Source organism: uncultured Mailhella sp. (assembly GCF_963931295.1).
GTDB lineage: Bacteria > Desulfobacterota > Desulfovibrionia > Desulfovibrionales > Desulfovibrionaceae > Mailhella.
In genome coordinates this window covers 703,776-728,098 of the sequence record NZ_OZ007001.1, presented here as the reverse complement: position 1 = coordinate 728,098, position 24,323 = coordinate 703,776, and the positions used below count along the sequence as shown (strand labels likewise).

Annotated in this window: 20 protein-coding genes; 2 read left to right on the top strand and 18 right to left on the bottom strand. The window is 62.1% G+C overall.

Annotation, left to right across the window (positions count from 1 at the left end; translation table 11 throughout):
* Positions 1 to 16: 16 nt before the first annotated feature.
* The 12 genes from ABGT79_RS02840 to ABGT79_RS02785 all read right to left on the bottom strand — a co-directional run bounded on the left by ABGT79_RS02840 (position 17) and on the right by ABGT79_RS02785 (position 14,536).
* Positions 17 to 1,156 carry an ABC transporter substrate-binding protein gene (locus ABGT79_RS02840; RefSeq protein ID WP_346664926.1) on the bottom strand — a complete coding sequence of 380 codons (1,140 nt, stop codon included), beginning with the start codon at positions 1,154 to 1,156 and terminating at the stop codon, positions 17 to 19.
* Positions 1,157 to 1,622: 466 nt separating this feature from the next.
* Entirely contained in the window at positions 1,623 to 2,441 is an 819-nt protein-coding gene (locus tag ABGT79_RS02835) for a hypothetical protein (protein ID WP_346664925.1), read from the bottom strand.
* On the bottom strand, positions 2,420 to 4,021 hold the full coding sequence (locus tag ABGT79_RS02830; RefSeq protein ID WP_346664924.1) for a DUF262 domain-containing protein: 1,602 nt from the start codon (positions 4,019 to 4,021) through the stop codon (positions 2,420 to 2,422). Before ABGT79_RS02830 ends, ABGT79_RS02835 begins: the two co-directional genes overlap by 22 nt.
* Positions 4,018 to 5,436 (bottom strand): hypothetical protein, encoded by a 1,419-nt coding sequence (locus ABGT79_RS02825; protein ID WP_346664923.1) that lies wholly within the window; start codon positions 5,434 to 5,436, stop codon positions 4,018 to 4,020. The genes ABGT79_RS02830 and ABGT79_RS02825 overlap by 4 nt, the downstream gene beginning before the upstream one ends.
* Positions 5,418 to 5,867, bottom strand: a complete 450-nt coding sequence (locus ABGT79_RS02820; RefSeq protein ID WP_346664922.1) for a DUF262 domain-containing protein — start codon at positions 5,865 to 5,867, stop codon at positions 5,418 to 5,420. The genes ABGT79_RS02825 and ABGT79_RS02820 overlap by 19 nt, the downstream gene beginning before the upstream one ends.
* Positions 5,868 to 6,260: 393 nt before the next feature.
* Positions 6,261 to 7,703, bottom strand: coding sequence for an RNA polymerase factor sigma-54 (gene rpoN / locus ABGT79_RS02815; RefSeq protein ID WP_346664921.1), 1,443 nt, complete (start codon positions 7,701 to 7,703; stop codon positions 6,261 to 6,263).
* Between the two features lie 83 nt (positions 7,704 to 7,786).
* Entirely contained in the window at positions 7,787 to 9,139 is a 1,353-nt protein-coding gene (glmM, locus tag ABGT79_RS02810) for a phosphoglucosamine mutase (protein ID WP_346664920.1), read from the bottom strand.
* A 2-nt stretch (positions 9,140 to 9,141) separates the two neighbouring features.
* Entirely contained in the window at positions 9,142 to 10,494 is a 1,353-nt protein-coding gene (locus ABGT79_RS02805) for a hypothetical protein (protein ID WP_346664919.1), read from the bottom strand.
* A complete protein-coding gene (cdaA, locus tag ABGT79_RS02800; RefSeq protein ID WP_346664918.1) occupies positions 10,478 to 11,227 on the bottom strand; it encodes a diadenylate cyclase CdaA in 750 nt (249 codons plus the stop codon). Before cdaA ends, ABGT79_RS02805 begins: the two co-directional genes overlap by 17 nt.
* A gap of 1 nt (position 11,228) precedes the next feature.
* Positions 11,229 to 12,131 carry a dihydropteroate synthase gene (gene folP / locus ABGT79_RS02795; RefSeq protein WP_346664917.1) on the bottom strand — a complete coding sequence of 301 codons (903 nt, stop codon included), beginning with the start codon at positions 12,129 to 12,131 and terminating at the stop codon, positions 11,229 to 11,231.
* A gap of 2 nt (positions 12,132 to 12,133) precedes the next feature.
* On the bottom strand, positions 12,134 to 14,128 hold the full coding sequence (gene ftsH / locus ABGT79_RS02790) for an ATP-dependent zinc metalloprotease FtsH (protein ID WP_294488291.1): 1,995 nt from the start codon (positions 14,126 to 14,128) through the stop codon (positions 12,134 to 12,136).
* An 18-nt stretch (positions 14,129 to 14,146) separates the two neighbouring features.
* Positions 14,147 to 14,536, bottom strand: a complete 390-nt coding sequence (locus tag ABGT79_RS02785; RefSeq protein ID WP_346664916.1) for a hypothetical protein — start codon at positions 14,534 to 14,536, stop codon at positions 14,147 to 14,149.
* Positions 14,537 to 14,538: 2 nt separating this feature from the next.
* Here ABGT79_RS02785 and ABGT79_RS02780 point away from each other — a divergent pair, with 2 nt between their 5' ends.
* Positions 14,539 to 15,327, top strand: a complete 789-nt coding sequence (locus ABGT79_RS02780) for an amidohydrolase family protein (RefSeq protein ID WP_346664915.1) — start codon at positions 14,539 to 14,541, stop codon at positions 15,325 to 15,327.
* A 548-nt stretch (positions 15,328 to 15,875) separates the two neighbouring features.
* Here ABGT79_RS02780 and ABGT79_RS02775 read toward each other — a convergent pair.
* From ABGT79_RS02775 to ABGT79_RS02750, 6 genes are all read right to left on the bottom strand, one after another.
* Positions 15,876 to 16,442 (bottom strand): PqiC family protein, encoded by a 567-nt coding sequence (locus tag ABGT79_RS02775; protein ID WP_346664914.1) that lies wholly within the window; start codon positions 16,440 to 16,442, stop codon positions 15,876 to 15,878.
* The gene (locus ABGT79_RS02770; protein ID WP_346664913.1) at positions 16,442 to 17,464 is read right to left on the bottom strand and encodes an MlaD family protein; all 1,023 of its coding nucleotides are present in this window, start codon (positions 17,462 to 17,464) and stop codon (positions 16,442 to 16,444) included. The genes ABGT79_RS02775 and ABGT79_RS02770 overlap by 1 nt, the downstream gene beginning before the upstream one ends.
* Entirely contained in the window at positions 17,461 to 18,243 is a 783-nt protein-coding gene (locus ABGT79_RS02765) for an ATP-binding cassette domain-containing protein (RefSeq protein WP_346664912.1), read from the bottom strand. Before ABGT79_RS02765 ends, ABGT79_RS02770 begins: the two co-directional genes overlap by 4 nt.
* Positions 18,240 to 19,370: an ABC transporter permease gene (locus ABGT79_RS02760; RefSeq protein WP_346664911.1), complete on the bottom strand. Its 1,131-nt coding sequence runs from the start codon at positions 19,368 to 19,370 to the stop codon at positions 18,240 to 18,242. Before ABGT79_RS02760 ends, ABGT79_RS02765 begins: the two co-directional genes overlap by 4 nt.
* An 845-nt stretch (positions 19,371 to 20,215) precedes the next feature.
* Positions 20,216 to 21,208 (bottom strand): tryptophan--tRNA ligase, encoded by a 993-nt coding sequence (trpS, locus tag ABGT79_RS02755; RefSeq protein ID WP_294488272.1) that lies wholly within the window; start codon positions 21,206 to 21,208, stop codon positions 20,216 to 20,218.
* Positions 21,209 to 21,254: 46 nt separating this feature from the next.
* Positions 21,255 to 21,935 (bottom strand): site-2 protease family protein, encoded by a 681-nt coding sequence (locus ABGT79_RS02750; protein ID WP_346664910.1) that lies wholly within the window; start codon positions 21,933 to 21,935, stop codon positions 21,255 to 21,257.
* 158 nt (positions 21,936 to 22,093) lie between these two features.
* Here ABGT79_RS02750 and ABGT79_RS02745 point away from each other — a divergent pair, with 158 nt between their 5' ends.
* Entirely contained in the window at positions 22,094 to 24,274 is a 2,181-nt protein-coding gene (locus ABGT79_RS02745) for an AMP-binding protein (protein ID WP_346664909.1), read from the top strand.
* Positions 24,275 to 24,323 lie beyond the last annotated feature (49 nt).

Here is a 24,323-nt window from a genome sequence, read left to right as displayed (position 1 = left end):
GTTCGATCAGAGAAGATTAGTCGGCGATGGCTTCGCCGATGTAGGAGCGCTTGCCGTTCTTGTACTGAATGATGCCGACGGGCAGTTCGGCGTCATGCGTGGCGTTGATGGAAAGCGTGCCGAGGGGAGTGGCGAAGTTCTTGGTTTCGGCGAGGGCCTTGGTGATGGCTTCGGGGTTGTCGGAGCCGGCGCGGGTGATGGCGTCGAGAATGAGGTTGTAGCACACGTAGCCGAGGGCGGAGTTCACGTTGGGATCCTTGTCGGGATAGGCAGCCTTCCATGCGTCGGTGAAGGCCTTGGCGGCGGGGCTCATGTTGGGCATGTTGACGTCGTAGGGGAAGGTGGTGTGCAGGAAGCCTTCCACGGCCTTGCCGCCGATCTTGACGGTGTCGGGATTGTCCATGGCGTCCGCGCCCATCATGACGAAGGTGCCGCCGAGTTCGCGGGCCTGCTTCATGATGATGGCGCCTTCAGCGAAGTAGGCGGGCATGAACACGATGTCGGGCTTCTGATTGATGATTTCGGTGAGCTGGGCGGTGAAGTCCTGGTCGCCGGAATTGTACTTCATGTCGGCCACGATCTGACCGCCGAGCTTCTTGTAGGAGCGCTTGAAGAAGCTGCACAGGCCCACGGAGTAGTCGTTGGCGACGTCCATGAGGATGGCGGCCTTTTTCATGCCGAGGGTCTTGTAGGCGTAGGAAGCGGCGGCAGCGCCCTGATAGGGATCGATGAAGCAGGCGCGGAAGTAGTACTTCTTGCCCTGGGTGACGAGGGGGCTGGTGCAGGAGGTGCCCACGCCGGGCACGCCGGCCTTTTCGCCGACTTCGCCGCCGGCCATGGCCAGGGAGGAGCCGTAGGTGCCGATGTAGGCGGAAACCTTGTCGCGTTCCACGAGGCGCTTCACGGCGTTGGCGGCTTCGACCTTGTCGGACTTGTTGTCCACGACGACGAGTTCAACGTCGCGGCCGAGCACTTTGGGGTTGGCCTGCTGGGCCAGTTTGATGCCGTCGAGCTCGAGCTGACCGCCGAAGGCGTTCTGTCCGGTGAGGGGCAGATACACGCCGATTTTGACGGGCTCGGCAGCGGCAGCCGGGAAGGCGAGGCCACAGGCCAGAGCGGCCATGGCCACAGAGGCGAACACACGGGAAAGCTTCATAACGATCCTCCGATTAAGAAACTCAGGTTCGTGTAAGAGATATGGAGGGAATCTTATAGAATCTTACGATTGTGTGCAATCATGAAGCGATGGGAAAATGCCGCGAAATGCAGGGTAAATACAGTGTTTTTAAAAGGTATATCAATTGAATACAATAAGTTGTAGCTGCGTCGACAAAAATGATTTTTCTTCTCTTCTGTAAAAGAAAAAGAGCTTTTGCCAATTTTGTGTTTACAAAAGCGCAAAAATGTGGAAAATATTTGTGCCTTTTTCCGTTGTGGGGAACGAGGGGGAGAAAGAGAGCATGCGGGGGAAGGGGAAGGCCCTTTTGAAAAAGGGCCTTCCCCTTCCCCCGCGCCCCCATCCCCATCTCCAAAACTTTTTAATTGGGGGGCGGGGCTCCGTTGTTTTTGGGGCGGCTCTGCCCGCGCGCTGCGGCGTTTTCCGAAAATGCGCGCGGGAAACATCATTCCATGTCGGAGAGGGCCTTCACCACGGGAAGAATGAGCGCTATCCGGTCCGTGGTGTCGTACCTTCGGGACTGATGTCCCTGAATGCGGCGATAGTCCACGCCTTCCTCGGAATCCTTGCCGGGCACGGGAAGATACCCTTCCTTGTCGAGCTCGGAATGCAGGGCGCACAGGCGTTCAAGAATCGCCCGTCCATCTTCGGCCGAAGTCTTTTTACCGTCGTCGGCAGGGGACAGAATCCAGGCGCATTCGTTCATGGTCAGGCAGAGGCCGCCGGGCAGAAGAAGCCTGCACGGCGAGGCCGTTTCGTCCCATACCGGCTCTGCCGCTCCTTCCTCCCACGCCCGGACGCACACGGTGCGGAGAAAGGGATTCCAGTGCCTGCCTCCGCACGTCTTTTTCTCCAGCTGCATCCATTCAAAGGTCTTGTACGGATTCACGCCCCGGACGTAGGCATATTTTCCCTGCTCGCTCCTGGGCAGTTCGGCGGCGCAGAAGTCCGGGCGCATGGCAGCGTATCTGGCAAAGTACCAGCGCCAGGTCAGTTCGTGCCGCTCTTCGCGATCGTTCAGCCAGCGTTTTGCAGCATGGGAAAGGAGGTTCTCCAGCTCTTCCGTCGTGGCCGCGTTCCGGCCTTCTTGGCTCAGGCTCTCCAGGGCGCGTTGCAGCAGCAGGAAATGTTCCTTTCCCGCAGGGGACTCCGGAGAGGGGCAGAGAAACTGCCGCAGGTTCAGGAGGCTCCCGTCGCATCCCGGTCTGAAGTCGCTCCGGGGAGGCTCGTATTCGCCGAAGCTCAGCAGACAGCGCAGCAGCATATCGTAGGAAATGCGCCGACTCCCGAAGGCCAGACGAAGAAAATGCGCCCCCCGCACGACGCTTTCCCTCTCAAACACAAGGGGGGCGTTCTCTTCCTGCTCTGCGCGGGAAAACACGGCGATTCTGGATGATCCTCCAGATAGTCCAGCGCGTCCTGAAGCGCGGCGTCGTCTTCGTGGGCTTGCCGGAGGGCAAGCTTTGCCTTCTCTTCCTGTACCTGCCAGGGGTTGAATCCGTTTTCGTCTCTCACGGTTTCGCAGGCGAGAAGATCATGCAGGGCAAGGAGCCGTCGGAGACGAGGGTTCTCGCCGTCGTCCTGAAAAGGATATTCCAGCAGATTGCGCAGAATGCGCAGCCGTCTTTTTTCCTTGTCCGGGGGGATGTGCAGGGCGGCGGCCATGAGGCGACCGAAAAGCATGAGCTCGTCGGAAGAAGAGAGCGTCCCTTCGCAGCAGAGGCGGAGCAGATTCGTGTCGGCAGTGCCGTGATTGAACAGGGAAATTTTTCCCGGAACGGGCAGCGCGTCGCCGGAAGCGCCGGAAAAGAGCTCGACAAAGAAAGGAGCGATGCCTTTCCCTTTCGGGAGAATGAGCTCGTGCAGCGTATCCAGCATCCGCACCACAAGTTCGAGATTGTCGCATGCCGCGCAGAGTCTTTGTCTGCCCGGGGAAAGGGCGGCGCTCACACGGGAGAACAGGTCGCCTTTTGTGATTTCCGGGCCGGGCAGGAGCATGCGCGCGACAAAGTCGAAAAAGCGGGCCATGCGCTTGTCGGCGGCCTCTGCCGGATGTTCGTCGTTATTCCGGGCGGGAAAGCCGCTCCAGAACACGTCGAGCCAGTCGTTGTCCAGCTTGCGGGCGATGTCGTCGGCGCGGTCCGGGTATGCTTCCCTGAGCCACGGCAGAAACTGCGCCTTGAAGTGTTCCCATTCCGTGAGCTGTTTTCCCCGGGCGTTCATCGTGATGAAAATGTCGTCGGCGCTGTTGCCGAGCTTGCTCAGACGTGCAAAATGAAAGCGGATGGGGCAGTCTTCCGCCTCGAGACGCTCCATAAGACAAGGCACGTCAGAAAAGCTCACATGAATGGCGTCGAGCATGGTCAGCATGCCCGCGACGGTGGCGTCGTGATTCCATGCCGGGCTGAACCAGCATGCATCCGTGATGAGAAAAGACGGCTTTCCGGATCCGTTTTGCCGGAAAATGTCGGCGTGTTCTGCCAGTTCCCGGCAGAAGTTCTGCGAGCTTTCCCGCACCTCGTACCGGAAGCGTCGGAGCAGCGCGCTGAGCTCGTCGCGCCGCGAGTCGCGTGACTCTTCCCGGGCCGCGGCGTACCAGTGCAGCAGAAACAGCGTGGTCAGGCGCTGCTGCCCGTCGAAGGGCAGAAAAACGCCGTCTTCCACTTCTCCGTAAATGAAGTCGAGCATGAGCCTCTTGTTTTCGGTCAGCGCCTCTTTCAGCTCCGCCACGAAGCCCTCCCGAACGCGGCGCTCATCGCTCCTGCCTTGGGCATAGTCGCGCTGAATGACGGGAATGACGATGTCATGATCTTGAAGCAGCTGGTGAAAAGTCATGCCGTTCATGACGGAATTCCTCCCTGAGACTCGCAGAAGGCGCTGAGAGTTTTCTCTATTTCCCGTTCATAGTCGTCCATGTCCCGGACGGTCCAGCAGGGAGAGACGGAATGTTCCTGCGTGAAGGCGCGCAGGAACACGGCGACGGTGCCGGGAGGCACATAGATTCCCTGCCGCATCATGTTGAGCAGCCTTGTCCTTTTGACGGCGAAAATGGCGTTGTTCAGGCGGGAATTGCTTCCGCCGTCCAGAAGGGCGAGATTCCCCAGCGTGTGCGTTCGCTCGTCGCTGTCTCCCGAAACGCGGCGCAGGAACTGCATAACGGCGTTGTACAGCGCATCGAAGTCCTCCATGTTTTTCTTTTCGTCGTCTTTTTTCAGAAAGGCCGAACAGGATGCCGCAAGCGCGCTTTTTTTCTCCTGGAATTCGTCGTCGCTCATGTGCTTTTCTTCTTTCGTCAGCGCGTCTGGAGACATCTGACGCAGCTCGTCGAGGTGATCCCTCACCCAGTTGGTCTGATCGCGTACATTCGTCAGGCTCTCGACGTTCTGCGCCTGAATGTGTTCCAGACTCCAGCTCTGCCGTCGATGCTCTCCGAAGGGGAAGCGGCGGCCCTTTTCGCGCGAGAGTTCGACGTTGAAGAGAAAGAGCAGCCGTCGAATGAGGTCGTAATCACTGTCGTAGCGCAGCGCGTGCAGATCGGGCAGGGCGTTGCCGCCGAACATGACCGTCCGTATTTCTTCCAGCAGCTTTTTGCGGAAGATCGACTTTCTGTTTTCCCGCGCCAGGGCAAGCAGGTGTTGCAGACAGGGGACGGCGCTGCCGTGCCTGACCGCTTTACTGATGAGGCAGCCCGTCCAGTGATAGAGGTCGTTGTCTTCATGCCAGAAGCGCAGAAGCTGCCAGCTCAGCACCACGTCGTGCCATACGCTGCGGGCGCGCTCTCCCTGTTTCAGTCTCTCGCTCATGCGCCGGAAGGAAAACTGATCGTCGGGATCGCCGTGCGGCCGCCCGGTGACGATATCCAAAAGAAAGCCCATGCGGGGAGCGCCGGAATCGTCGCCGTCGAGGCCGAGAAAGTCCCGGAACGACGGTTCGTGCAGCGAGCGTTCCATGTCGTCCCAAAGACTGCCGAGCAGAATTTGAGACCTGCCGGCAAAAAGTCCGGACGCATGAGGTTTGTCGGCTCCCGGATGCCCGTCCTCTCGCCCCGCGCGACTGATGAGAAGCGCCCGGCAGAGTTCCGCGCCGGTCAGGGGAATGCGGCCCATGTTCAGGCGGGCGAAGCGCTGCTCCGTGCTTCCTTCCTCTCCCGTCACGTCGTACCAGAGCACGCGTACGCGCCGGGAAAACGCTTCGTACAGCGCTTCGCCGGGCGCGTGTTCGCGGAAGAACGCCGTCACGCTCAGGCATGCCCGGGCCATGTAATGGAAGTCGGGATTTTTTCCAGATTCCTTCTGCCCCTCCGCACTTTCCGCCCACTCTGGTTCCCGGGCAAGACGACGCAGAAATTCACCGCTTTTTTCCCGGTTTTCGTAGCGTATCCTGAAGGAAAGGCGCTGCTCCTGTTCAGGGCGCGGCAAAGGACGGCGTCCATGAGAAAAATGGTGGTGAGCCTCTGCTGACCGTCGATGAGCTCCCAGCTCTCGGAACCGTCTTTTTGTTTCAGGCTTTTGACGATGACGGGCTGCAGAAAATAGGACTCGTGTTCTTTGCCGCTTTTGGCAAAGTCCGCAATGTCCTGTAAAAGCGCGTCCACATGCGTGTCCGTCCAGCGGTAGCCGCGCTGATAGCTTTTGACGAGGAAGGTTTTGTTTTTCAGGGCTTCTTCCAGGGAAAGGACGGCGTCATCCATGTGTACGTTCCCAGAGGCGGGCGGGCAAGATTACGATTTGCGGAAAGGAGGAAGGGACGGAATTTTTGAACGATGCTAGCACCTGGGACTTGCAGGTTCAAGGGCCCCTGGGCGCAACGAGAGTTTTTTCGTGTCGGCAAGAGGCAAAAAGCGGCCGTGAATCAGAGAAAGGGGCGTTTTCATGTTTCGCGGCTCTGCGTGCGCCAAGTGCTGCCGGAAGCGTGAAAAAAAACGCGCCCTCGTGTCGGAAACACGGGGCGCGCCATGCCTTCTGCCTTTTTGAGCCGTAGAAGCGACGGCCCCTGGAGGGCGAAAGTTGAAAACGGAAATCGTGCCGCGATTGTTCCGCACCGGACGGGATGGGGCGACGCTGGTGACGTTCGCGGGCGACTTTTACAGATGCTTCTTTCTGCGCGACGATGACGGAATGCCGAGTTCTTCGCGGTACTTGGCCACGGTGCGGCGGGCGATTTTGACGCCGAGGCCCTCGTTGAGGCGGGAGCTGATGTCTTCATCGGACAGGGGATGGGACTGGTCTTCGCCGTCGATGAGGGCGCGGATGCGGGCCTTGACGCTTTCGGAGCCCACCTGACTGCCGTCGCTGGAGGAGAGGGCGCTGTTGAAAAAGTATTTGAGCTCGAAGATGCCGTGGGGGGTGCCCACATACTTGTTGGTGGTGATGCGGCTTATGCTGGATTCGCTGCGGCCGATGTCTTCGGCGATGTCCTTGAGCACCAGAGGCTTGAGCTTGTACACGCCGTATTCAAAGAAGTCGTGCTGATGCTTCACGATGCTTTCCATCACCTGATAGAGGGTGCGCTGCCGCTCTTCGAGGCTGCGGATGATCCACACGGCCGAGCGCAGTCGGTCGTTCATGTAGTCCTTTTCCTCGCTGGAGCGGTTTTTCTCGGCGAGCTCTTCGGAGAGGGGGGAAAGCTGGAGGTGGGGCAGGTCTTCGTCGTTCATGAGGATGACGAATTCTCCGTTCACCTTGCGCACGAAGATGTCGGGGCTGACGTAGCAGGGCGTGCTGCTGCCGAGGCTGCCGCCGGGGCGGGGTTCCAGGCTCTGGATGATGCCTATGTATTCCTTGAGGGTGTCGAGGTCGATGTGAAAATGGCGCAACAGCGGCTTATAGCGCTGTTTTTCAAGGTCTTCGAGGTGATTTTGAACGAGATCGACGAGGATGGGGTCACGATCGTCGCGTCGGGCGTGCAGCTGGATGAGCAGACATTCGGAAAGGGAACGCGCGGCCACGCCGACGGGATCGAAATTCTGGATGGCGGAGAGCACGGGCGGCACTTCGGAGGGATCCGCGCCGGCGAGGGAGGCGATTTCTTCGTCGGTGGCGGTGAGGTAGCCGGTTTCGTCGAGGTTGCCGATGATGCACTCGCCGATGGACTTCTGTTTTTCGGTGAGGGGGGAGAGCAGAAGCTGTCCCATGAGATGGGCTTCGAGGTTGGGTTCGGCGGAGTGGCAGGCTTCGAGGGGATTGCCGTCCTCTTCGGCGGCCTCGAATTCCTGCTGAGCCACGCGCGACTGACTGGAAAATTCGCCGAGATATTCTTCCCATTCGGCGCTGCGGGCCACTTCTTCCTGAGGCCAGGGGCTGTCCTGTTCGGCGCTTTTGCGGGAATCGGCCGCGGCGTCGGGAGCGGAGGAGGCGGCGTTGTCGGTTTCGCGCTCCTCAAGGAAGGGATTTTCCAGCAGTTCCCGCTGCACCGCTTCCACCAGTTCCTGACGGGAGAACAGAAGCAGGGAAATGGCCTGCTTGAGCATGGGCGTCATGTGGAGCTGCTGGCTCAGTTTGAACTGCTGTTTGATTTCAAAGGCCATAATTTCTCCTGGTGACGGTTGAAAGGGGAGGCACGGTCGACAAAAACGCGGCACGGAGCGGTAATTCCGTGCCGCGACAGGTTTCAGCGGAGTTCTTCGGAAGCCACGTCGGCCAGACGGCGGACGGCGCGACGCACGAAGTCTTCGTCTTCGCCTTCCACCATGACGCGGCAGAGGTTTTCGGTGCCGGAGTAGCGCAGCAGCACGCGGCCGTGAGTGCCGAGCTTTTCTTCGATGTCCTTCTGGGCGGCCATGAGCTTTTCGCACTTTTCAAAGGGAATCTTGCGGGAAATGCTCACGTTGATGAGCTTTTGCGGATAGAGCTTGAGACGGTCGGCCAGTTCGGAGAGGGGACGTCCGGTTTCGCGCATGATGCGCAGAATCTGGAGAGCGGCGAGCAGACCGTCGCCGGTGGTGCCGTATTCGCGGAAAATGAGGTGTCCCGACTGTTCGCCGCCGAGCATGGCGTTGTGCTGACGCATGGCTTCGATGACGTAGCGGTCGCCCACCTTGGTGCGCAGGAGCTGGCCGCCGCGTTCCTTCATGAACACTTCGAGGGCCATGTTGCTCATGACAGTGCCCACGAGAATGTTCTTGTTGAGCTTGCCCTTTTTCATGAGGTCGTCGGCGCAGATGGCCATGATCTGATCGCCGTCGAGCAGACGTCCCTTTTCATCGACCACGAGGAGGCGGTCGGCGTCGCCGTCGAGGGCGAGACCGACGTCGGCGCGCACTTCGCGCACCTTGGCCTGAAGGTTTTCGGGATGGAGCGAGCCGCACTGATAGTTGATGTTCAAACCGTCGGGCGAGGTGCCGAGGCGGAAGACTTCGGCGCCGAGTTCCTCAAGGGCGAGGGGTGCGACCTTGTAGTTGGCGCCGTTGGCGCAGTCGATGACCACGCGCAGGCCGTCGAGGGTGAGCTGCTGGGGAAAGCTGCTCTTGAGATACACGATGTAGCGGCCCGAGGCGTCCACGATGCGGTAGGCGCGGCCCACCTTGTTGGAGGCGGGGTAGTCCCATTCGTAGTCCTTGTCGAGGATGAGCTCGGACATCTTGTCTTCGACCTCGTCGGGAAGCTTGAAGCCTTCGCGGTCGAAGAACTTGATGCCGTTGTCGTGATAGGGATTGTGCGAGGCGGAAATGACCACGCCGAAGTCGGCGCGCATGTTGCGGGTGAGGAAGGCGATGGCGGGAGTGGGCAGGGGGCCCACCTGATACACGTCCATGCCGGAGGCGCACAGGCCCGCGGTGAGCGCGGATTCAAACATGTAGCCGGAGAGACGGGTGTCCTTGCCGATGATGACCTTGCGGCGGCATTCGTCGGAGCGGAACACGGTGCCGGCGGCGAGGCCGAGGCGCAGGGCCATTTCGGCCGTGAGAGGATAGGTGTTGACCCGGCCGCGCAGGCCGTCGGTGCCAAAAAGACGTTCAGACATGGCTAATCCTGTGTTTCGATGGGTGCTTTGGGAGCAGTTGTTCCGCCGTGGCCGCCGACGCTGACGGAGGTCGCGGCGTTCGCGGTTCCGGCCGTGGAGGCGGAAGCGGCGGGCGCGGCGACTTTTGTCGGAGCGACTTTTGCCGGTACGGCGATGCTTGCCGGAGCGGCGACCTTGGCGGGCACGGTCACCTTGGCGGGAGCGGAGTCTGTTCCGGACGCGGGGGGCTGATCGGCGGGCTTGTCGTCGCCGGAGAGGGCGGGCGGCACTTTGAGGTCGTTGGGCTGAGGCATGGAGGCCGAAGGCAGCACGACGTCGCTCAGCGAAAAGTTTCCGGACACCCGCTGATCGGGCAGTTTCATGCCGAAGGTGTTGGTCGGCAGGGTGAATATGCTTTCGGCCGGGGCCCAGTTGTGGCTTTCCGCGCCGATGTCGGTGCGGCTGAAGAGCATGACGGTGGGCGGTTCGATGGAAATGAGGCCCGCGCCCGAGGGAAGCATGACTATGGGGGTGACTTCCGCGCTGTCGCCGGGAGTGAAGTCGGCGGGCTGGCGCACGATGACGCGCACGGCGTCGAGGTAGTCGCGGTCTTCCACGAGGGCTTCGGGCACGGAGATTTCCACGCTGGCCTGATCGGGACGCACGCTGTAGCCTTCGTCGTCGTTGTCGAGCTGGATTTCCCGCGAGAGGGTGACGTTCTGGGTCTTGAGGTCGAGCGAGTAGCGCAGTGTGGTCACGGGCGGGGTGATTTCCACCTGCGGCGGGGCCACGATGGCCACGTTGGCCTCATGGGGGCCTTCGCTGGCGTTCTTGGTGGGATCGTACACCACGATGAGCCGGTCGAGGGAGTTGACCTGAGTTTCCGGGCCCTTCACCGTGACGAAGGACGGCTCAAGAATGGCGTGGGAAATAAGGTAGGGCGAATCCGCCGGCAGGGGCAGCATCTTGTTTTCGAGCGGCACTACGCGTTCGGTGAGGGCGTCGGCCTCAAGCACGAGTCTGCTCGGCATGATTTCGAGTATTTCAAAGGCCTTGAAGTCGGGCATGGAATCCACGGCCAGGGGCAGGGCGGTGGCGCCGCGCTGCACGCCGGAAAGATCCACGGTATAGACGAGGTCGCGCGAATGCAGATTGCGCAGAAGTTCGGCGGAACCGCGCAGGCGCACGGAAATGTGATTGACCATGCCCTCGCGGATGATGAGTCCGTCGGGCAGGCCGCGGTATTCCACGCGCAGTTCGACCTGCGTTTCCACGTGATCGCGACCGACGACGAGATACCACAGCCCCGTGGCGATGACGAGGGAGAGCAGTACGGAAAGAACGGTCTGCAACCGGCTGTTATTGATTGAGGACATTGGCCAGTATCCGTTCCAGGCGTTCTTGATTCAGGGGATTGGAGAGGTGGCCGTCCTGGGCTAGGGTCACTTCTCCGCGTTCTTCCGATACCACGATGGAGATGGCGTCGCTCACTTCGGTGATGCCGATGGCGGCCCGGTGACGGGTGCCGAAGTGCTGACGGGCGACGTTGGCGAGCGGCAGCACGCAGCCTGCCGCGGTAATGCGGTCGTTGTGGCCTATGATGACGGCGCCGTCGTGGAGCGCCGTGTTGGGAAAGAAGATGGTGGCGAGCAGATCCTGCGAAACCACGGCGTCGATGGTGACGCCCTTTTCGGTCATGTCGCCGAGGGCGACGTTGCGTTCGATGACGATGATGGCTCCGATGCGGCGGGCGGCGAGAGCGCAGGCGGTGCGGCTCACGGTGCTTATCATTTCCGTGCGCACGTTGGCCTTGCGCCGGAAAAGATGTCGGAAGTTCATGTTGGAGAGAGCCTGGCGGATGTCCTGATGGAACAGGATGACCACCACGAGGAACAGGGAGCTGAACACGTTCTGGAGCAGCCACACGAGGGTGAACAGGCCGAGGAACTGGGCGGCCGCGAACAGGGCGAGCAGCAGGAGCAGGCCGTTCAGGGCGGCCATGGCGCGCGTGCCCCGCACGAAGCGGATGCCGTAGTAGCAGAGAATGGCTACTATGAGAATGTCCAGCAGGTCTCGCCAGCCGAATGTCAACTGTCCCAGTGCGAACATGTCAGTCTTTCCAGGGGGTGAAGTGTTCCGCGAGGGTGAGGGCTCGCCGGGCGGAGGCCACGTCGTGAACGCGGTGATGGAAGACGCCGCGCGCGGCGAGCAGCGCCGTGCAGACGCTGGTGGCTTCTATGCGTCTTGTCACGTCGAGGCCGAGCAGGTCGCCGAAGATGCTCTTGTTGGAAACGCCGAGCAGCACGGGACGCCCCAGGGCGAGGAGTCTTTCGATGCCGGCGAGTATCTGACAGTTGTGTTCCGCGGTTTTGCCGAAGCCTATGCCCGGATCGAGCATGATGTTTTCTTCGGGCAGACCGGCCTTGACGAGGGCGGTCATGCGCGCTTCGAGGAAGGCGATGACCTCGTCGAGCACGTTTTCGTAGCGCGGATCGTTCTGCATGGTGCCGGGGGTCATGCCGGGGCGGCAGTGCATGAGCACGTAGCCGGGGCGATACTGAGCGAGCACGTCGGTGATTTCGGGCTCCCACACGCCGGCGGAGATGTCGTTGATGATGTCGGCGCCGGCTTCGAGCACGGCGGCGGCAACGGACGTGCGCCAGGTGTCCACGGAGAGCAGGGTGTCGGGCGGGGTGCGTCTGCCGCGACCTTCGGAGAGGGCGCGCACGAGAGGCAGCACGCGGCGCATTTCGTCGTCGGGGGGGACGTCCTGCGCGCCCGGACGCGACGAAGCCCCGCCGAGATCAAGCACTCTGGCTCCGTCTGCGGCGAGGCGTCTGGCGTGGGAAAACGCGCTTTCAAAAGAAGGGTGCCTGCCTCCGTCGAAAAAGGAGTCGGGCGTTACGTTCACCACGCCCCACAGTGTGAAGCGCGACGGCGTACCGCCCTGTTTTTCGGTGGAAACAGGGCTGAATGCCCCGTTGCGAAGCATCCAGACCGTGTCCTTATTCATCGTTATTTGTCTCCCCTGTCGGCTCCTTCGCCGGAGGCGGAAGAGTCGCTTGCGGCCTTTTCCTCAGGCTGAGGGGCCGCGGTCTCCGCAGGGGGCGTCGCGTTGGACTGGCTGTTCCCGGCGTTGTTCTTTTCGTCTGCGGAGTGTTCTTCCTCAAGATGGAATTCGCCCGCGTTCTGCCCGTTGATCTGAAAGGGGGGCAGCTTTTCGCCCCGCATGAGGATGTCGATGTCCTCGCCGGAAATGGTTTCGCGTTCCAGCAGGGCGTGCGCGATGGCGTGCAGCATGTCGATGTGTTCGGTGAGCAGGGTGCGGCAGCGTTCGCGGGCCTCGTCGATGAGGGCCTTGACTTCGCTGTCCACGAGGCGGGCCATGTCGTCGCTCACGGAGCGGGTGTGGCCCCATTCGCGGCCGAGGAAGACTTCCTCTTCATGTTCGCCCACGGTCTGCGGACCGATCTTGTCGCTCATGCCCCATTCGCACACCATCTTGCGGGCCATCTTGGTGGCGCGATCGATGTCGTTGCCCGCGCCGGTGGTGATGTCGCCCATGATGATTTCTTCGGCCACGCGGCCGCCGAGCAGCACCACGAGGTTGTTGCGCAGAAAGTCGCGGGAGTAGCCGTGACGGTCTTCATTGGGCAGCTGCATGGTCACGCCCATGGCGCGGCCGCGGGGTATGATGGACACCTTGTGAACCGGATCGGTGCCGGGCAGGAGCTTGGCGGCGAGGGCGTGTCCGCCTTCGTGATAGGCGGTGATCTTCTTTTCTTCGTCGCTCAGGATGAGGCTGCGGCGTTCCTTGCCCATGAGGACCTTGTCCTTGGCGTATTCAAAGTCGGACATGTTCAGGCGGTCCTTGTTGAGCTTGGCGGCCTGAAGCGCGGCTTCGTTCACGAGGTTTTCAAGGTCGGCGCCGGAGAAGCCGGGCGTGCCCTTGGCGATGGTGGTGAGATCCACGTCCCTGGCGAGGGGCGTGCGGCGGGTGTGGACTTCGAGAATCCGTTCGCGGCCGCGCAGATCGGGCGTGGAAACCACGACCTGACGGTCGAAGCGGCCGGGACGCAGCAGCGCGGGATCCAGCACGTCGGGGCGGTTGGTGGCCGCAATGAGAATGACGCCTTCGTTGGATTCAAAGCCGTCCATTTCCACGAGCAGCTGGTTGAGGGTCTGCTCGCGTTCGTCGTGACCGCCGCCGAGACCTGCGCCGCGCTGACGACCCACGGCGTCGATTTCGTCGATGAAGATGAGGCAGGGGGCGTTCTTCTTGCCCTGGGCGAAGAGGTCGCGCACGCGGGAGGCGCCCACGCCCACGAACATTTCCACGAAGTCGGAACCGGAAATGGAGAAGAACGGCACGCCGGCTTCACCGGCCACGGCGCGGGCCAGCAGAGTCTTGCCGGTTCCGGGAGGGCCTACGAGCAGCACGCCCTTGGGAATGCGGCCGCCAAGACGCGTAAACTTGCGCGGATTGGAAAGAAATTCCACAACTTCGGCAAGCTCTTCCTTGGCTTCGTCCACGCCGGCCACATCGGCGAACGTGACCTTGCCCACCTGATTCTGATCCTGCATGCGCGCGCGGGAACGGCCGAACGACATGGCCTTTCCGCCGCCGCCCTGCATCTGACGGGCAAAGAAGATCCACACGCCGATGAGCAGCAGCATGGGGAACCACGAAATGAACACCGACATGGCAAGCGGCGTTTCTTCGGGCTTCTTGACGTCGATGACCACGTTCTTGTTCTTGAGTTCCTGAACGAGGTTCGGATCGTTGGGGGCATAGGTGCTGTAGGTGCGGCCGTCGTTGGTGACGACGGTGATGTTTCTGTCTTCGATCACCACCTGACTGACTTCCCCGTTGTCGACCTGCGAGAGGAAAGTGCTGTAGGCGGCGGAGTTCTGCGGGGTTCCGCCGTTTTCGTTGAACAGGCTGAACAGGGAGATCATGGCAACGGCTATGATGCTCCACAGCAGGATATTGCGGGAAAACTGGTTCAAAGCTGCCTCCATGGCTGCTTATGATGACGCACTCAAAGTGACGGAGAGGGCCCGGCTTGCCGGGCTGCCACAGGTGAAACGGCAGGCTCCGCAGGCGACGATGCGTCGCCCCTGTCGTTTTTTATATTTGTAATGCCACTTGCCGACTTTGACAATGATGTGCAGGCCGGTTTTTCCGCTCCGGGAACTTTTTTCTGCAAGAATCGTGCCGAATTGAAATGAGTTGCGCCCCGCTTTTTTCTTTCGGAACCGTCCGAACTTGCCAGACTTCCCGCCTTGGGCTAGCATCCGCCGATGCGGAAAATCACGTCCGCCCGCGGCCCGTCCGCGCTTCTGCGCGCCCTCACAAAACGCGGACGAACGCCTTTTCCCGCCGCATTTTTGGCCCGCCCGGCCGATGGGGTTCATTCATGTTCGTTGACTGCCATACTCATGTTTTTCATCCGCGCATCGCCGAAAAGGCGAAAATGAAGCTCGCGGAACACTACAAGCTCTTCTGTCACTGCAAAGGCACCCCGGACGACCTGCTCCTGCGCGCAGGCCGCGCGGGCATCGATCACTGCGTGGCCCTCTGCGCCGCCACGAGCGCCCTCCAGGTGCGCCCCTGCAACGCCTACGCAGGCTACCTCCAGCACAATTATCCGCGCATCACCGCCTTCGGCTCCATCCACCCCGACTGCACGGACTGGAAACAGCAGCTCGACTGGCTCCGCTCCACGGGCGTCCACGGCATCAAGCTCCACCCGGATTTCCAGCACTTCTGGCTCAATGATCCCCGCCTCTACCCCATCTTCGAGGAAGCACAGAGGGATTTTATTTTTATGATACACATAGGCGACAGCCTCCCCCCGGAGAAAAACCCCTCCTGTCCCTATAAAATGGCCGCCATCCTCGACGACTTCCCCCACCTCAACGTCGTCGCCGCCCACCTCGGCGGCTTCCGACAGTGGTCCTACGCCCTCGACGCCCTCGCCGGCCGCGACGTCTGGATGGATACCTCCTCCTGCATGAAGGAAATCTCCGACGATACCCTCAAGGCCATCCTGAAAAAACACCCCCGCGATCGCCTCGTCTTCGGCACCGACTACCCCATCATGGACCCCCAGGACGAAATCGACGCCCTCCAGAAACGCACCCGCTTCTCCGACAACGAAATCGACGAAATCCTCGCCAACGGCACCCACCTCCTCTTCGGATAACCGCAAAGGCAGGAAAGGCAGAAAAGGCAGAGAAGACAGGAAAGGCATGCGGGGGAAATAATTCCCCCCGCGCCCCCCTGTTTCTGCCTCGCAGCTGACGCTGCTTCGGCAGGACAGGGTGAACGGGATGATTATGCCCGAGGCAAAGGGCGAGGGCGGGAGGTCGGAAAGGCTGGGACTGCGAGGGGTAGTGTGCTCGGCGGGCGCTGTTCGGGCTGCGCACCCAGTGCAGGTGTGTCCTCACGGACCCACCTGCGGTGGCCGACTCCTGTCCGGCCTGCGCCGGACAGTCGTGAGTAAGGAAGGAATTTCCAGATATTGAGGATGAGGGAGCAGACGTCGAGAGTCGCTAACGCGGACCGGAAAGTATTCTTTCTCCGCTCTGGGGGGACGCAGACCGACGGTGCGGAATTCGACAGGCGGGCGGGGAATCTTCACGTATACCCAAAATGCTGCGGGACGGCCCCGCAAGGGGTCGTCCCGCAAATTATGGGGGTTCGGGGGAGATTATCTCCCCCGATGCCTTTTCTGCCTTCTTGTCTTCTTTCCTATCTTTTGAGGGCGTTGGCGATATGGGAAGCGAGGTCCTGGACGAGGAGGGACTGGGCTTCGACCATGGACTGGATGGAGTCGCCGGCGGGTCTGGATTTGACGAGGTGGCCGGAGTTGAGGACGGAGCCGTCTCTCTGGAGTCTCCAGACGACGTCGAGGGTGACGTTGCCTTCGAGGGGGCCGTCGAGTCTGCGGATATCGAGCATGAGTTTATCGTCGACTTTGGCGCCGGTGCGGAGGGGGAGGGCGGAGACGCCGCGGACGGCGAGGGCGTCGCAGAGGACGCGGGAGACGCCCTGACCGAGGCTTTCGCCCCAGCGGTCGAATTCATGGATGGTGATGTTCACGCCGTCGGCCTCGCGCAGGACGATTTGTTGTCTGATGAGGTATCCTGGCAGGGTGACGGGGAGCACGCCGATGCTGGCGGTGTCGGAAGCCGAGGATGCGGGCAGGGGAGAAGAGAGCACGTAGTAGCGCACGGTCGGGGAGGATTTGAGCTGTGCGGGGAGCGAGCATCCGGTGAGTGCGAGTGCGAGGACGAGGGAGCAGAGGACGGGTTTCATCAGTTGTTTCTCCCGAAGATGAGGGCGTTGGGCTTGATTTCCAGCAGGGTGGCGAGTTCCGAGAGTGCCTGGGCGGCGCGTCGGAGGGTGAGCATGGTCTGGCTGAATTCGAGCACGGGGGCGGAGTCTTCGCTGAAGAGGCTGTTGGCGGTATCGGCGGTGCGGCGCAGGCCTTTCATGGCGTTCTGGGCTTCGAGGACCACGCCTTCGGAGGAAGACGCGAGGCTGTCGATGCTTCTGAGGGCGGCGTTGACGCCGGCGAGGGTGTTGTGGATATCCTTTTTCAGGGAACCGGCGAGGGAGGCGTAGGCGGTCATGGTGGAGTCGGCGCTTTGTCTGAGCGCGCCGAAGGAGCGCACTTCCTCGCGGATGGTATCGCTGGTTTCGCGCATGCTGGCCACGAGGCCGGAGGCGTCGATGTCGCGGAGCTGTTCGCTCATGCTTTTCACGCTGCTCACCACGTCGTAGAGAATTTCCTGAATGGGAATGTTTTCGAGGGTGCTGAGGGCGGCGTCGAGGGAGGAGAGCTGCGTGGGAATCTGGGGCGAGCCCTTGTAGGGAGCGAGGGAGGCGAGATCCACGGGAGCGGCGTTGCTCAGGATGTCGAGCTCGACGCAGAGCTGCCCGGTGAGAATGCTGGTGATGCCGAGCTTGCCGCGCAGACCGGCCTTGATGAGGCGGTTCATGATGTCGGGATCGTCGAAGAGATCCTTTTCGCTGCCGTCTTCGAGCAGGGCCATGGCCTTGTCGCGTTCGATTTCGATGATGACGGGGGTATAGAACTTGGCGGTGCCGATTTCGGGGCGGATCTGGATGGAGTTCACCTTGCCGATGCGTATGCCCTTGAAGTACACGGGCGAGCCCTGGATGAGGCCTTTGAGCGAGGTGTTGAAGTAGAGCACGAAGGTGGGATTCTTGTTGCCGAAGGAGCCCGAGCCGAGGAGCAGGATGAAGCCTACAAGCAGGGCCAGCGCGCCGAGCACGAAGGCGCCGATGAAAGTTTTAGTGCTGCGTTCCGTCATTGATTTCCTCCGCGGACGCGGCCCTTGCCGCGCGTAAGAAATTCCACCACTTCGTCGGGGCCGCTTTTGAGCAGTTCGTGCGGATCGCCGCTTGCGGTCATGGTTTTGGTTTTGGCGTCCAGGAACACGGAATTGTTGGCGATGGCGAAGATGCTTGCCAGTTCGTGGGTGACCACGATGACGGTCATGCCCAGGGTGTCCCGAAGCTGCAGGATGAGTTCGTCGAGTCTTGCCGCGCTTACGGGATCAAGACCGGCGGAAGGTTCGTCGAAATAGACCACGTCGGGATCAAGGGCGAGGGCGCGGGCGAGACCGGCTCTTTTTTTCATGCCGCCGCTTATTTCCGAGGGGTAGAAGTCTTCAAAGCCCGCGAGGCCCACGAGGGAGAGCTTGAACGAGGCGAGGGCGCGGATGTCGCGGGGGGAGAGGCTGGTGTAATATTCGAGGGGGAGGGCGACGTTTTCGGCGAGGGTGCGGGAAGTCCAGAGCGCGCCGCTCTGGAACATGACGCCGGTGCGGCGCATGACGGCTTCGCGTTCGGCGGCGGGAGCGCCCCAGAAATCGGTTTTGCCGTAGAACACGGAGCCTTCGGCCGGAGGGGTGAGGCCCATGAGCACGCGCAGCAGGGAGCTTTTGCCGCAGCCCGAGCCGCCCATGATGATGAAGATGTCGCCCTTTTTTACGGTGAAGGAGAGCCCGCTCTGGATGACGCGGGAACCGTAGGCCACGGTGACGTTGTGTGCGGTGACGGCGGCGTTGTTGTCCGGAACGAAGTTCATATGTCGAGCACCGTGAGGATGATGGTGATGACGGACGTGGCCACGATGATGCCCACGATGGAATTGACCACGGCGGCGGTGGTGGCGCGGCCCACGGCGGAGGCGTTGCGGCCGCAGCGCATGCCCTGATAGCAGCCGCACAGGGAAATGATGAAGCCGAACACGAAGGCGTGAAGAAGACCTGTCCAGACGTAGCCCAGGGTCATGAACTGGAGGGTGTTGCTGATGTAGGCGGCGGGGGAGATGTCGAGCATGAGCGCGCCCACGAGGAATCCGCCTGCGATGCCTGCGATGTCGGCGTAGAGGGTGAGCAGGGGCGTCATGACGGCCAGCCCGAGCACGCGGGGCAGCACGAGAAAATCGACGGGGGAAATGCCGAAGCCGGTGAGGGCGTCCACTTCTTCGTTGACCTGCATGCTGCCGATGACGGCGGCGAACGACGCGCCCGTGCGGCCCGAGAGCACGATGCCCGTGAGCACCGGCCCCATGACGCGCACCATGGAAACGCCCACAAGCGAGGCCACGTAGATTTCCGCGCCGAAGAGCTTGAGCTGCATGGAGCTCACGAAGGCGAGAATGAGGCCGAGCAGCAGGCTGGTGAGCGTGACGATGGGCAGGGCGTCCACGCCGCATTCGCGCAGCACGTTCCACAGATCGCGGGAACTGCACGAGGCGCGGCCGGAAAAGAAGCGCGCCATGCTGAGCGAAACTTCGCCCACGAATTCCACCACGCTGCGCGTGATGCCGGGCCAGGCGAGAGTTTTTTCGCCGATGATTTCCAGAAGCCCCGGTTCCTGCTGCCTTGCGCCGCCGTCTCTGGGGGGCACGGCGAGGGCCATGTCGAGCATGGGGCCCATGCCGTCCGGCAGAGCCGAGGCGTCCACGGCGAGGCCGCGGGCGCGGGCCTTCTGCGCAACGGCGTTGAAGGCGGCAAGCAGCATGCTGTCCCAGGCGGAAACGTCGGCAAGAAAACGCACGGCGTCGGCGTCGTCGAAGGCGTCGAGGGCCGCGGCAATCATGGCTTCGGGCGTTCGGGGAGCGGCGGCCACGTCCTGCCTCGACCAGGAGCCCGAGGCCCGGACAACAATCGTGCGCTGCGTTTTTTGAATCTCGAAGGCAGGCTGCATGGTTCCTCACTGAAGGCTTGTCCCGCACGGCAGCTCCCGAAGGGGAACGCAGTCCGGGGGCCGGTCTTTCGTCGGCGCTTCCCGTCGGCGGCGTTCCGGCAACGGGCGTTTTCCGCAGAGCCGCGCGGGCGGCGCGGAAAAGCGCCCTGAGAAATGTTTGCCATCCTGCGCGGGACGCACGCCCGGTTCGAGCGGGACGGACGCCCGGCTTCTGCGGATGACACATGTTGCCCCTGCGCCGCGGCCGAAATTCTGCGGGGCCCCTGCGCGGCGGATTTTTGGCGTCGGCTCCGACCCTTGCGCTCTGGCCGGGCGCTCTGCGCGCTTTTGGGCGAACATCCGGGGAGCGTTCGAGCATTCCCGACGCCGCAAGTTCCGACGTCCGCTCCGAAAGCGCATCAGCACCGGACGCCTTGCAGGATCCGGCTTCGTCGGCGGCTTGCCCTGCGCGCTTCGGGCATGCCCTTCTGCGCATTTGTTTGCCGCGCTGCCCGGACGCATTCTCCGGGCGGAGGCTTTGCCTGTGCGGCGTTCGCCTTCGGAGCACTGCCGGAGGCCGGGGCGTCGCGTCCTTCTTGCCGCGCGGCAGACTCGTGCGCACCGGCGGGCGTCCGACTGCGGGAGGCGAAGGGAAATGCTCTCCCGGCGATGTTCCGGCGACTTGGGGCGTGCCCTTCCCGACGCGGAACGCTCACTGAATTTTCCTGTCTTTCCGGAGAGATGGCGGAAACGTCATGCGGCGAACGAAAGCCATCCCTTGCCCGGTCGCGGAAACGGGCGGAGTGCGGAAGACCCGGTCTTCCGCACTCCGGATATCTATGCGAAGGCGTCGGCCTTCGTGCGGATCAGTCCATGTGCATGGCGGCGCGCACCAGTTCCATGGTGGCGTTGATGGACATTCTGGCCTTTTTTCCGCCGTCTGCAAGTATTTCCTGCACGAGGCCGGGCTTGGCGAGAATGGCTTCGCGGCGTTCATGCAGCGGTTCGAGGAAGTTCTGCAGATTCTTCATGAAGATCTTCTTGCAGGCCACGCAGCCCATGGTGGCGTGGGTGCAGGCTTCGCGCACTTCGTTCTGCGTGTCCTTGTCGGCGAGCAGCACGTGGTAGGGGAAGAGGTTGCACACGTCGGGGTTGCCGGGATCGCTCTTGCGCAGGCGGGCCGGGTCGGTGAACATGCCCTTGATCTTGGGTTCAAGGTCGGCGAGCGTGTCCTTCAGGAAGATGCCGTTGCCGTAGCTCTTGGACATCTTGCGGCCGTCGAGGCCGGGGCACTTGGCGGCCGGGGTGAGCTTGGCTTCGGGTTCGGGGAAGACTTCCGTGTTGTACATGGTGTTGAACCGGCGCACGATTTCGCGGGCGAGTTCGAGGTGCGGCTGCTGATCCTGTCCCACGGGAACCCAGCGAGGACGATGCTGAATGATGTCCGCGGTCATGAGCACGGGATAGCCGAGGAAGCCGTAGTTGCCGAGATCCTTGTCGGTGATCTGCTGCTGCTGTTCCTTGTAGGTGGGGCAGCGTTCGAGCCAGCCGAGCGGAGTGATCATGGAAAGCAGCAGATGCAGTTCCGCGGTTTCCTTGATGTCGGACTGGCGATAAATGGCGCAGTGTTCGGGGTCGAGACCGGCGGAGAGCCAGTCGACGACCATGTCGTTGACGAACTGCGGAAGTTTGGAAGTATCGGCGTAGTTGCTGGTCAGTGCATGCCAGTCGGCCACAAAGAAGAAGGCCTCGTGGGTCTTCTGCATTTCGACCCAGTTCTTGAGGGCTCCGAAATAGTGACCGATGTGAAGAGGCCCGGTGGGCCGCATGCCTGAAACTGTGCGATCGTTCGCCGTCATGGCGTGTCTCCTGATGAGATAAATGAGAAAAGTGAAGGTGAAGAACTCAAAGACCCACGGCCGTAAGCGCGAGGTTCCACGACCATCGGACGAGAGTCATGAGAAGGGAGCTCAATACGCCGCTGGCAAGCAGCAGCACGAGCAGGAGAAAACCGTAGCGCTCCACGCGCTGGAACTGAAGAGCGATCTGCCCGGGGAGCAGGGTTTCCAGAATGTGTCCTCCGTCGAGCGGAGGGATGGGCAGAAGATTGATCCACGCAAGGGCGAAGTTGGCGGCGATGCCCGTCTGGAACATCTGGAGCAGGAACTTGCCCGCGGAGGTGCCGATGAGAAATTCTGAAGGAGCGAAGAGCAGAAGGCGCAGGCACACGGCAAAGACCATGGCGAGCACCATGTTGGCGAGGGGGCCTGCGGCGGAAACAAGCAGCATGCCCTTGCGGTAGTCGCGGAAGTAGCGCGGATTCACGGGCACGGGCTTGGCCCATCCGAACACGAAGGGGCAGAACAGGGCCGTGAACACGAACATGCCCGTGCCTGCGGGATCGATGTGCGGGATGGGATTGAGCGTGAGACGGCCGAGCATGCGCGCCGTAGGATCGCCGCAGCGCAGGGCGGCCCAGCCGTGGGCCACTTCGTGCAGAATGATGCCCAGAAGCACGGGCACGAACGCCACGGCCAGATACGATATCTTTGCTGCAATGCTTGAGTCGAACATGGGGGGATTCATTACCATATTTATGCACGATCCGCAAGAACGGACGGCTCCGGATTCCCCGGCCGGACGATGACCGCTCTCGACAAAGGCCGCGCCTTTGGGCATGATGACAAGAATGTGCCGGAGCGACGTCCGGCGGAACGAACGTGCCGAAGAATCCAGGAGCCCGCATGCTTGGAGCCTTAGTCCGATTTCTTCTCAGAATCATCTACCGCGTGGAGCTGCGCGGCCGCGAGCACTACGATGCCGCCGGTCCGCGCACGCTCATCATCTACAACCCCGGGTCCATTCTCGATCCGCTGATTCTGGCCGCCGTGCTGCCGCATCGCGTCACGCTGCTCGCCGACAGGGCGCTCGAACACAAGTGGTGGATGCGCCCGGTCTGCGCGCTCGCCGACACGCAGTTCTTTGATTTTTCCAGTCCCGCGGCCACGGTGTCGCTGGTTCACGCGCTGGCCAGAAACGGCCGCTGCATGGTGTTTCACAGCGGCAGTCTCGGCAACGATCCGCGCTACATCCGCATTCTTGAGGCCGCGGGCGTCATTGCCGAAAAGGCCGACGCCACCCTCCTGCCCGTGCGCATCGACGGGGCGTCGAGCACCGTGTTTTCCTATCTGCGCCACAAGGGACGCCGCCGCTGGTTTCCGCGCGTCACCGTGAGCGTGCTCGAAGTGCAGAAGTTCCGTTCCGCGGAAGGCGTGACGCCGCGGGAGCGTCGCCGCCGCATGGGCGAGCGCCTTTACGACATCATGACCGAACTTGAGTACCGCTCAAGCATGGAACACTGCAATCTCATGCAGGGGCTCGTGGAGGCCGTCCGGCTTTCGGGCCGCCGCTTCCCCATTGCCGAAGATCAGGACAGGCACGTGCTCACCTACGGCTCGCTCCTGCTCAAGCTCTCGGTGCTCGGCCGCGCCTTCCGGCGTCTGTTCCGGGGCGAGAGCACCGTGGGCTTTCTGCTGCCCACGTCCTTGCCCGGACTCGTGGCCTTCTTCGGTCTGCATTCGGCGGGGCTCGTTCCGGCCATGCTCAACTTCACGTCGGGCATATCCTCGGTGGTGTCCTGCTGCCGCACGGTCAGGCTCTCTTCCGTGCTCACTTCGCGCCGCTTTCTGGCCCTTGCCGATCTCACGGCCATGGAACAGGCGCTCAAGGATGCGGGGCTGCGCATCGTGTACCTTGAGGACGTGGCCAAAAGGCTCACCCTCGGCGACAAGGCGCTCGGCGCGCTTTTTGCGTGGCTGCGCGTGGCGCCGTCCACCCCGGCCGACGATCCGGCCGCGGTCATGTTCACCTCGGGCACCGAAGGCGTGCCCAAGGCCGTGCTGCTCAGTCACGTGAACATCATCGCCAACCGCTATCAGGCGCTCAGCATGCTCACCATCGGCTCCGGCGACAAGCTGTTCAACTGCCTGCCCATGTTCCACGCCTTCGGGCTCGGCATCTGCACGCTGCTGCCCGTGCTCGCCGGCGTGCGGGTGTTCCTCTATCCTTCACCGCTTCACTACCGCATCGTGCCCCGGCTCTTTTACGAGAGCCAGTCCACCATCATCTGCGGCACGGACACCTTCTGCGCGGGCTACGCGCGCTACGGCCGCCCCTACGACTTCTGTCACGCGCGGCTTGTCATCATAGGCGCGGAAAAAATGCGCGAGAGCACGCGCCGCGTGTGGCTTGAGAAGTTCGGCGTGGATCTTTTCGAGGGCTACGGAGCCACGGAAACCGCGCCGCTCATTTCCGTGAACACGCCCGCCTACCGCAGGGAGGGCAGCGTGGGGCGGCCCATTCCCGGCCTTGCCTGCCGTCTTTCGCCCGTGCCCGGCATTACGGAAGAGAATACCGGCGTTCTGTGGGTGAAGGGCGACAACGTCATGCTCGGCTACATGCGCTCTGCCGCGCCGGGCGTGCTGGAACCGCCCGTGGACGAAGCGCTTGCCGAACGCTTTGCGCTCACCGGCGAGGGCGACGACGGCTCGGGCTGGAACGAAACCGGCGACATCGTTCACATGGACGAGGACGGCTTCATCTTCATCCGGGGCCGCGCCAAGCGCTTTGCCAAGATCGGCGGCGAAATGGTGTCGCTTGCGGCCGTGGAGGACGCGCTCAAGGAAATCTGGCCCGAATCGGTGCTCGGGGTGGTGGCCATCCCCGATCCGCGCAAGGGCGAGCAGCTCGCGCTCGTCATCGACGCCGAAGACGTGACCACGAGCCGCATTGCGGCGCACTTTGCCAGCCGCGGCCTCTCGCCCCTGTGGACGCCGAAGCGCATCGTGAGCGTGAAGCAGGCTCCGCTTCTGGGCTCGGGCAAGTTCGACTACCGCAAGGCAAGAGAGCTCGCGGAAAAGGGATAAAAATAAGATACTTGTACAGGTGTATGCTGGCATTTCCGCCATGTATGCT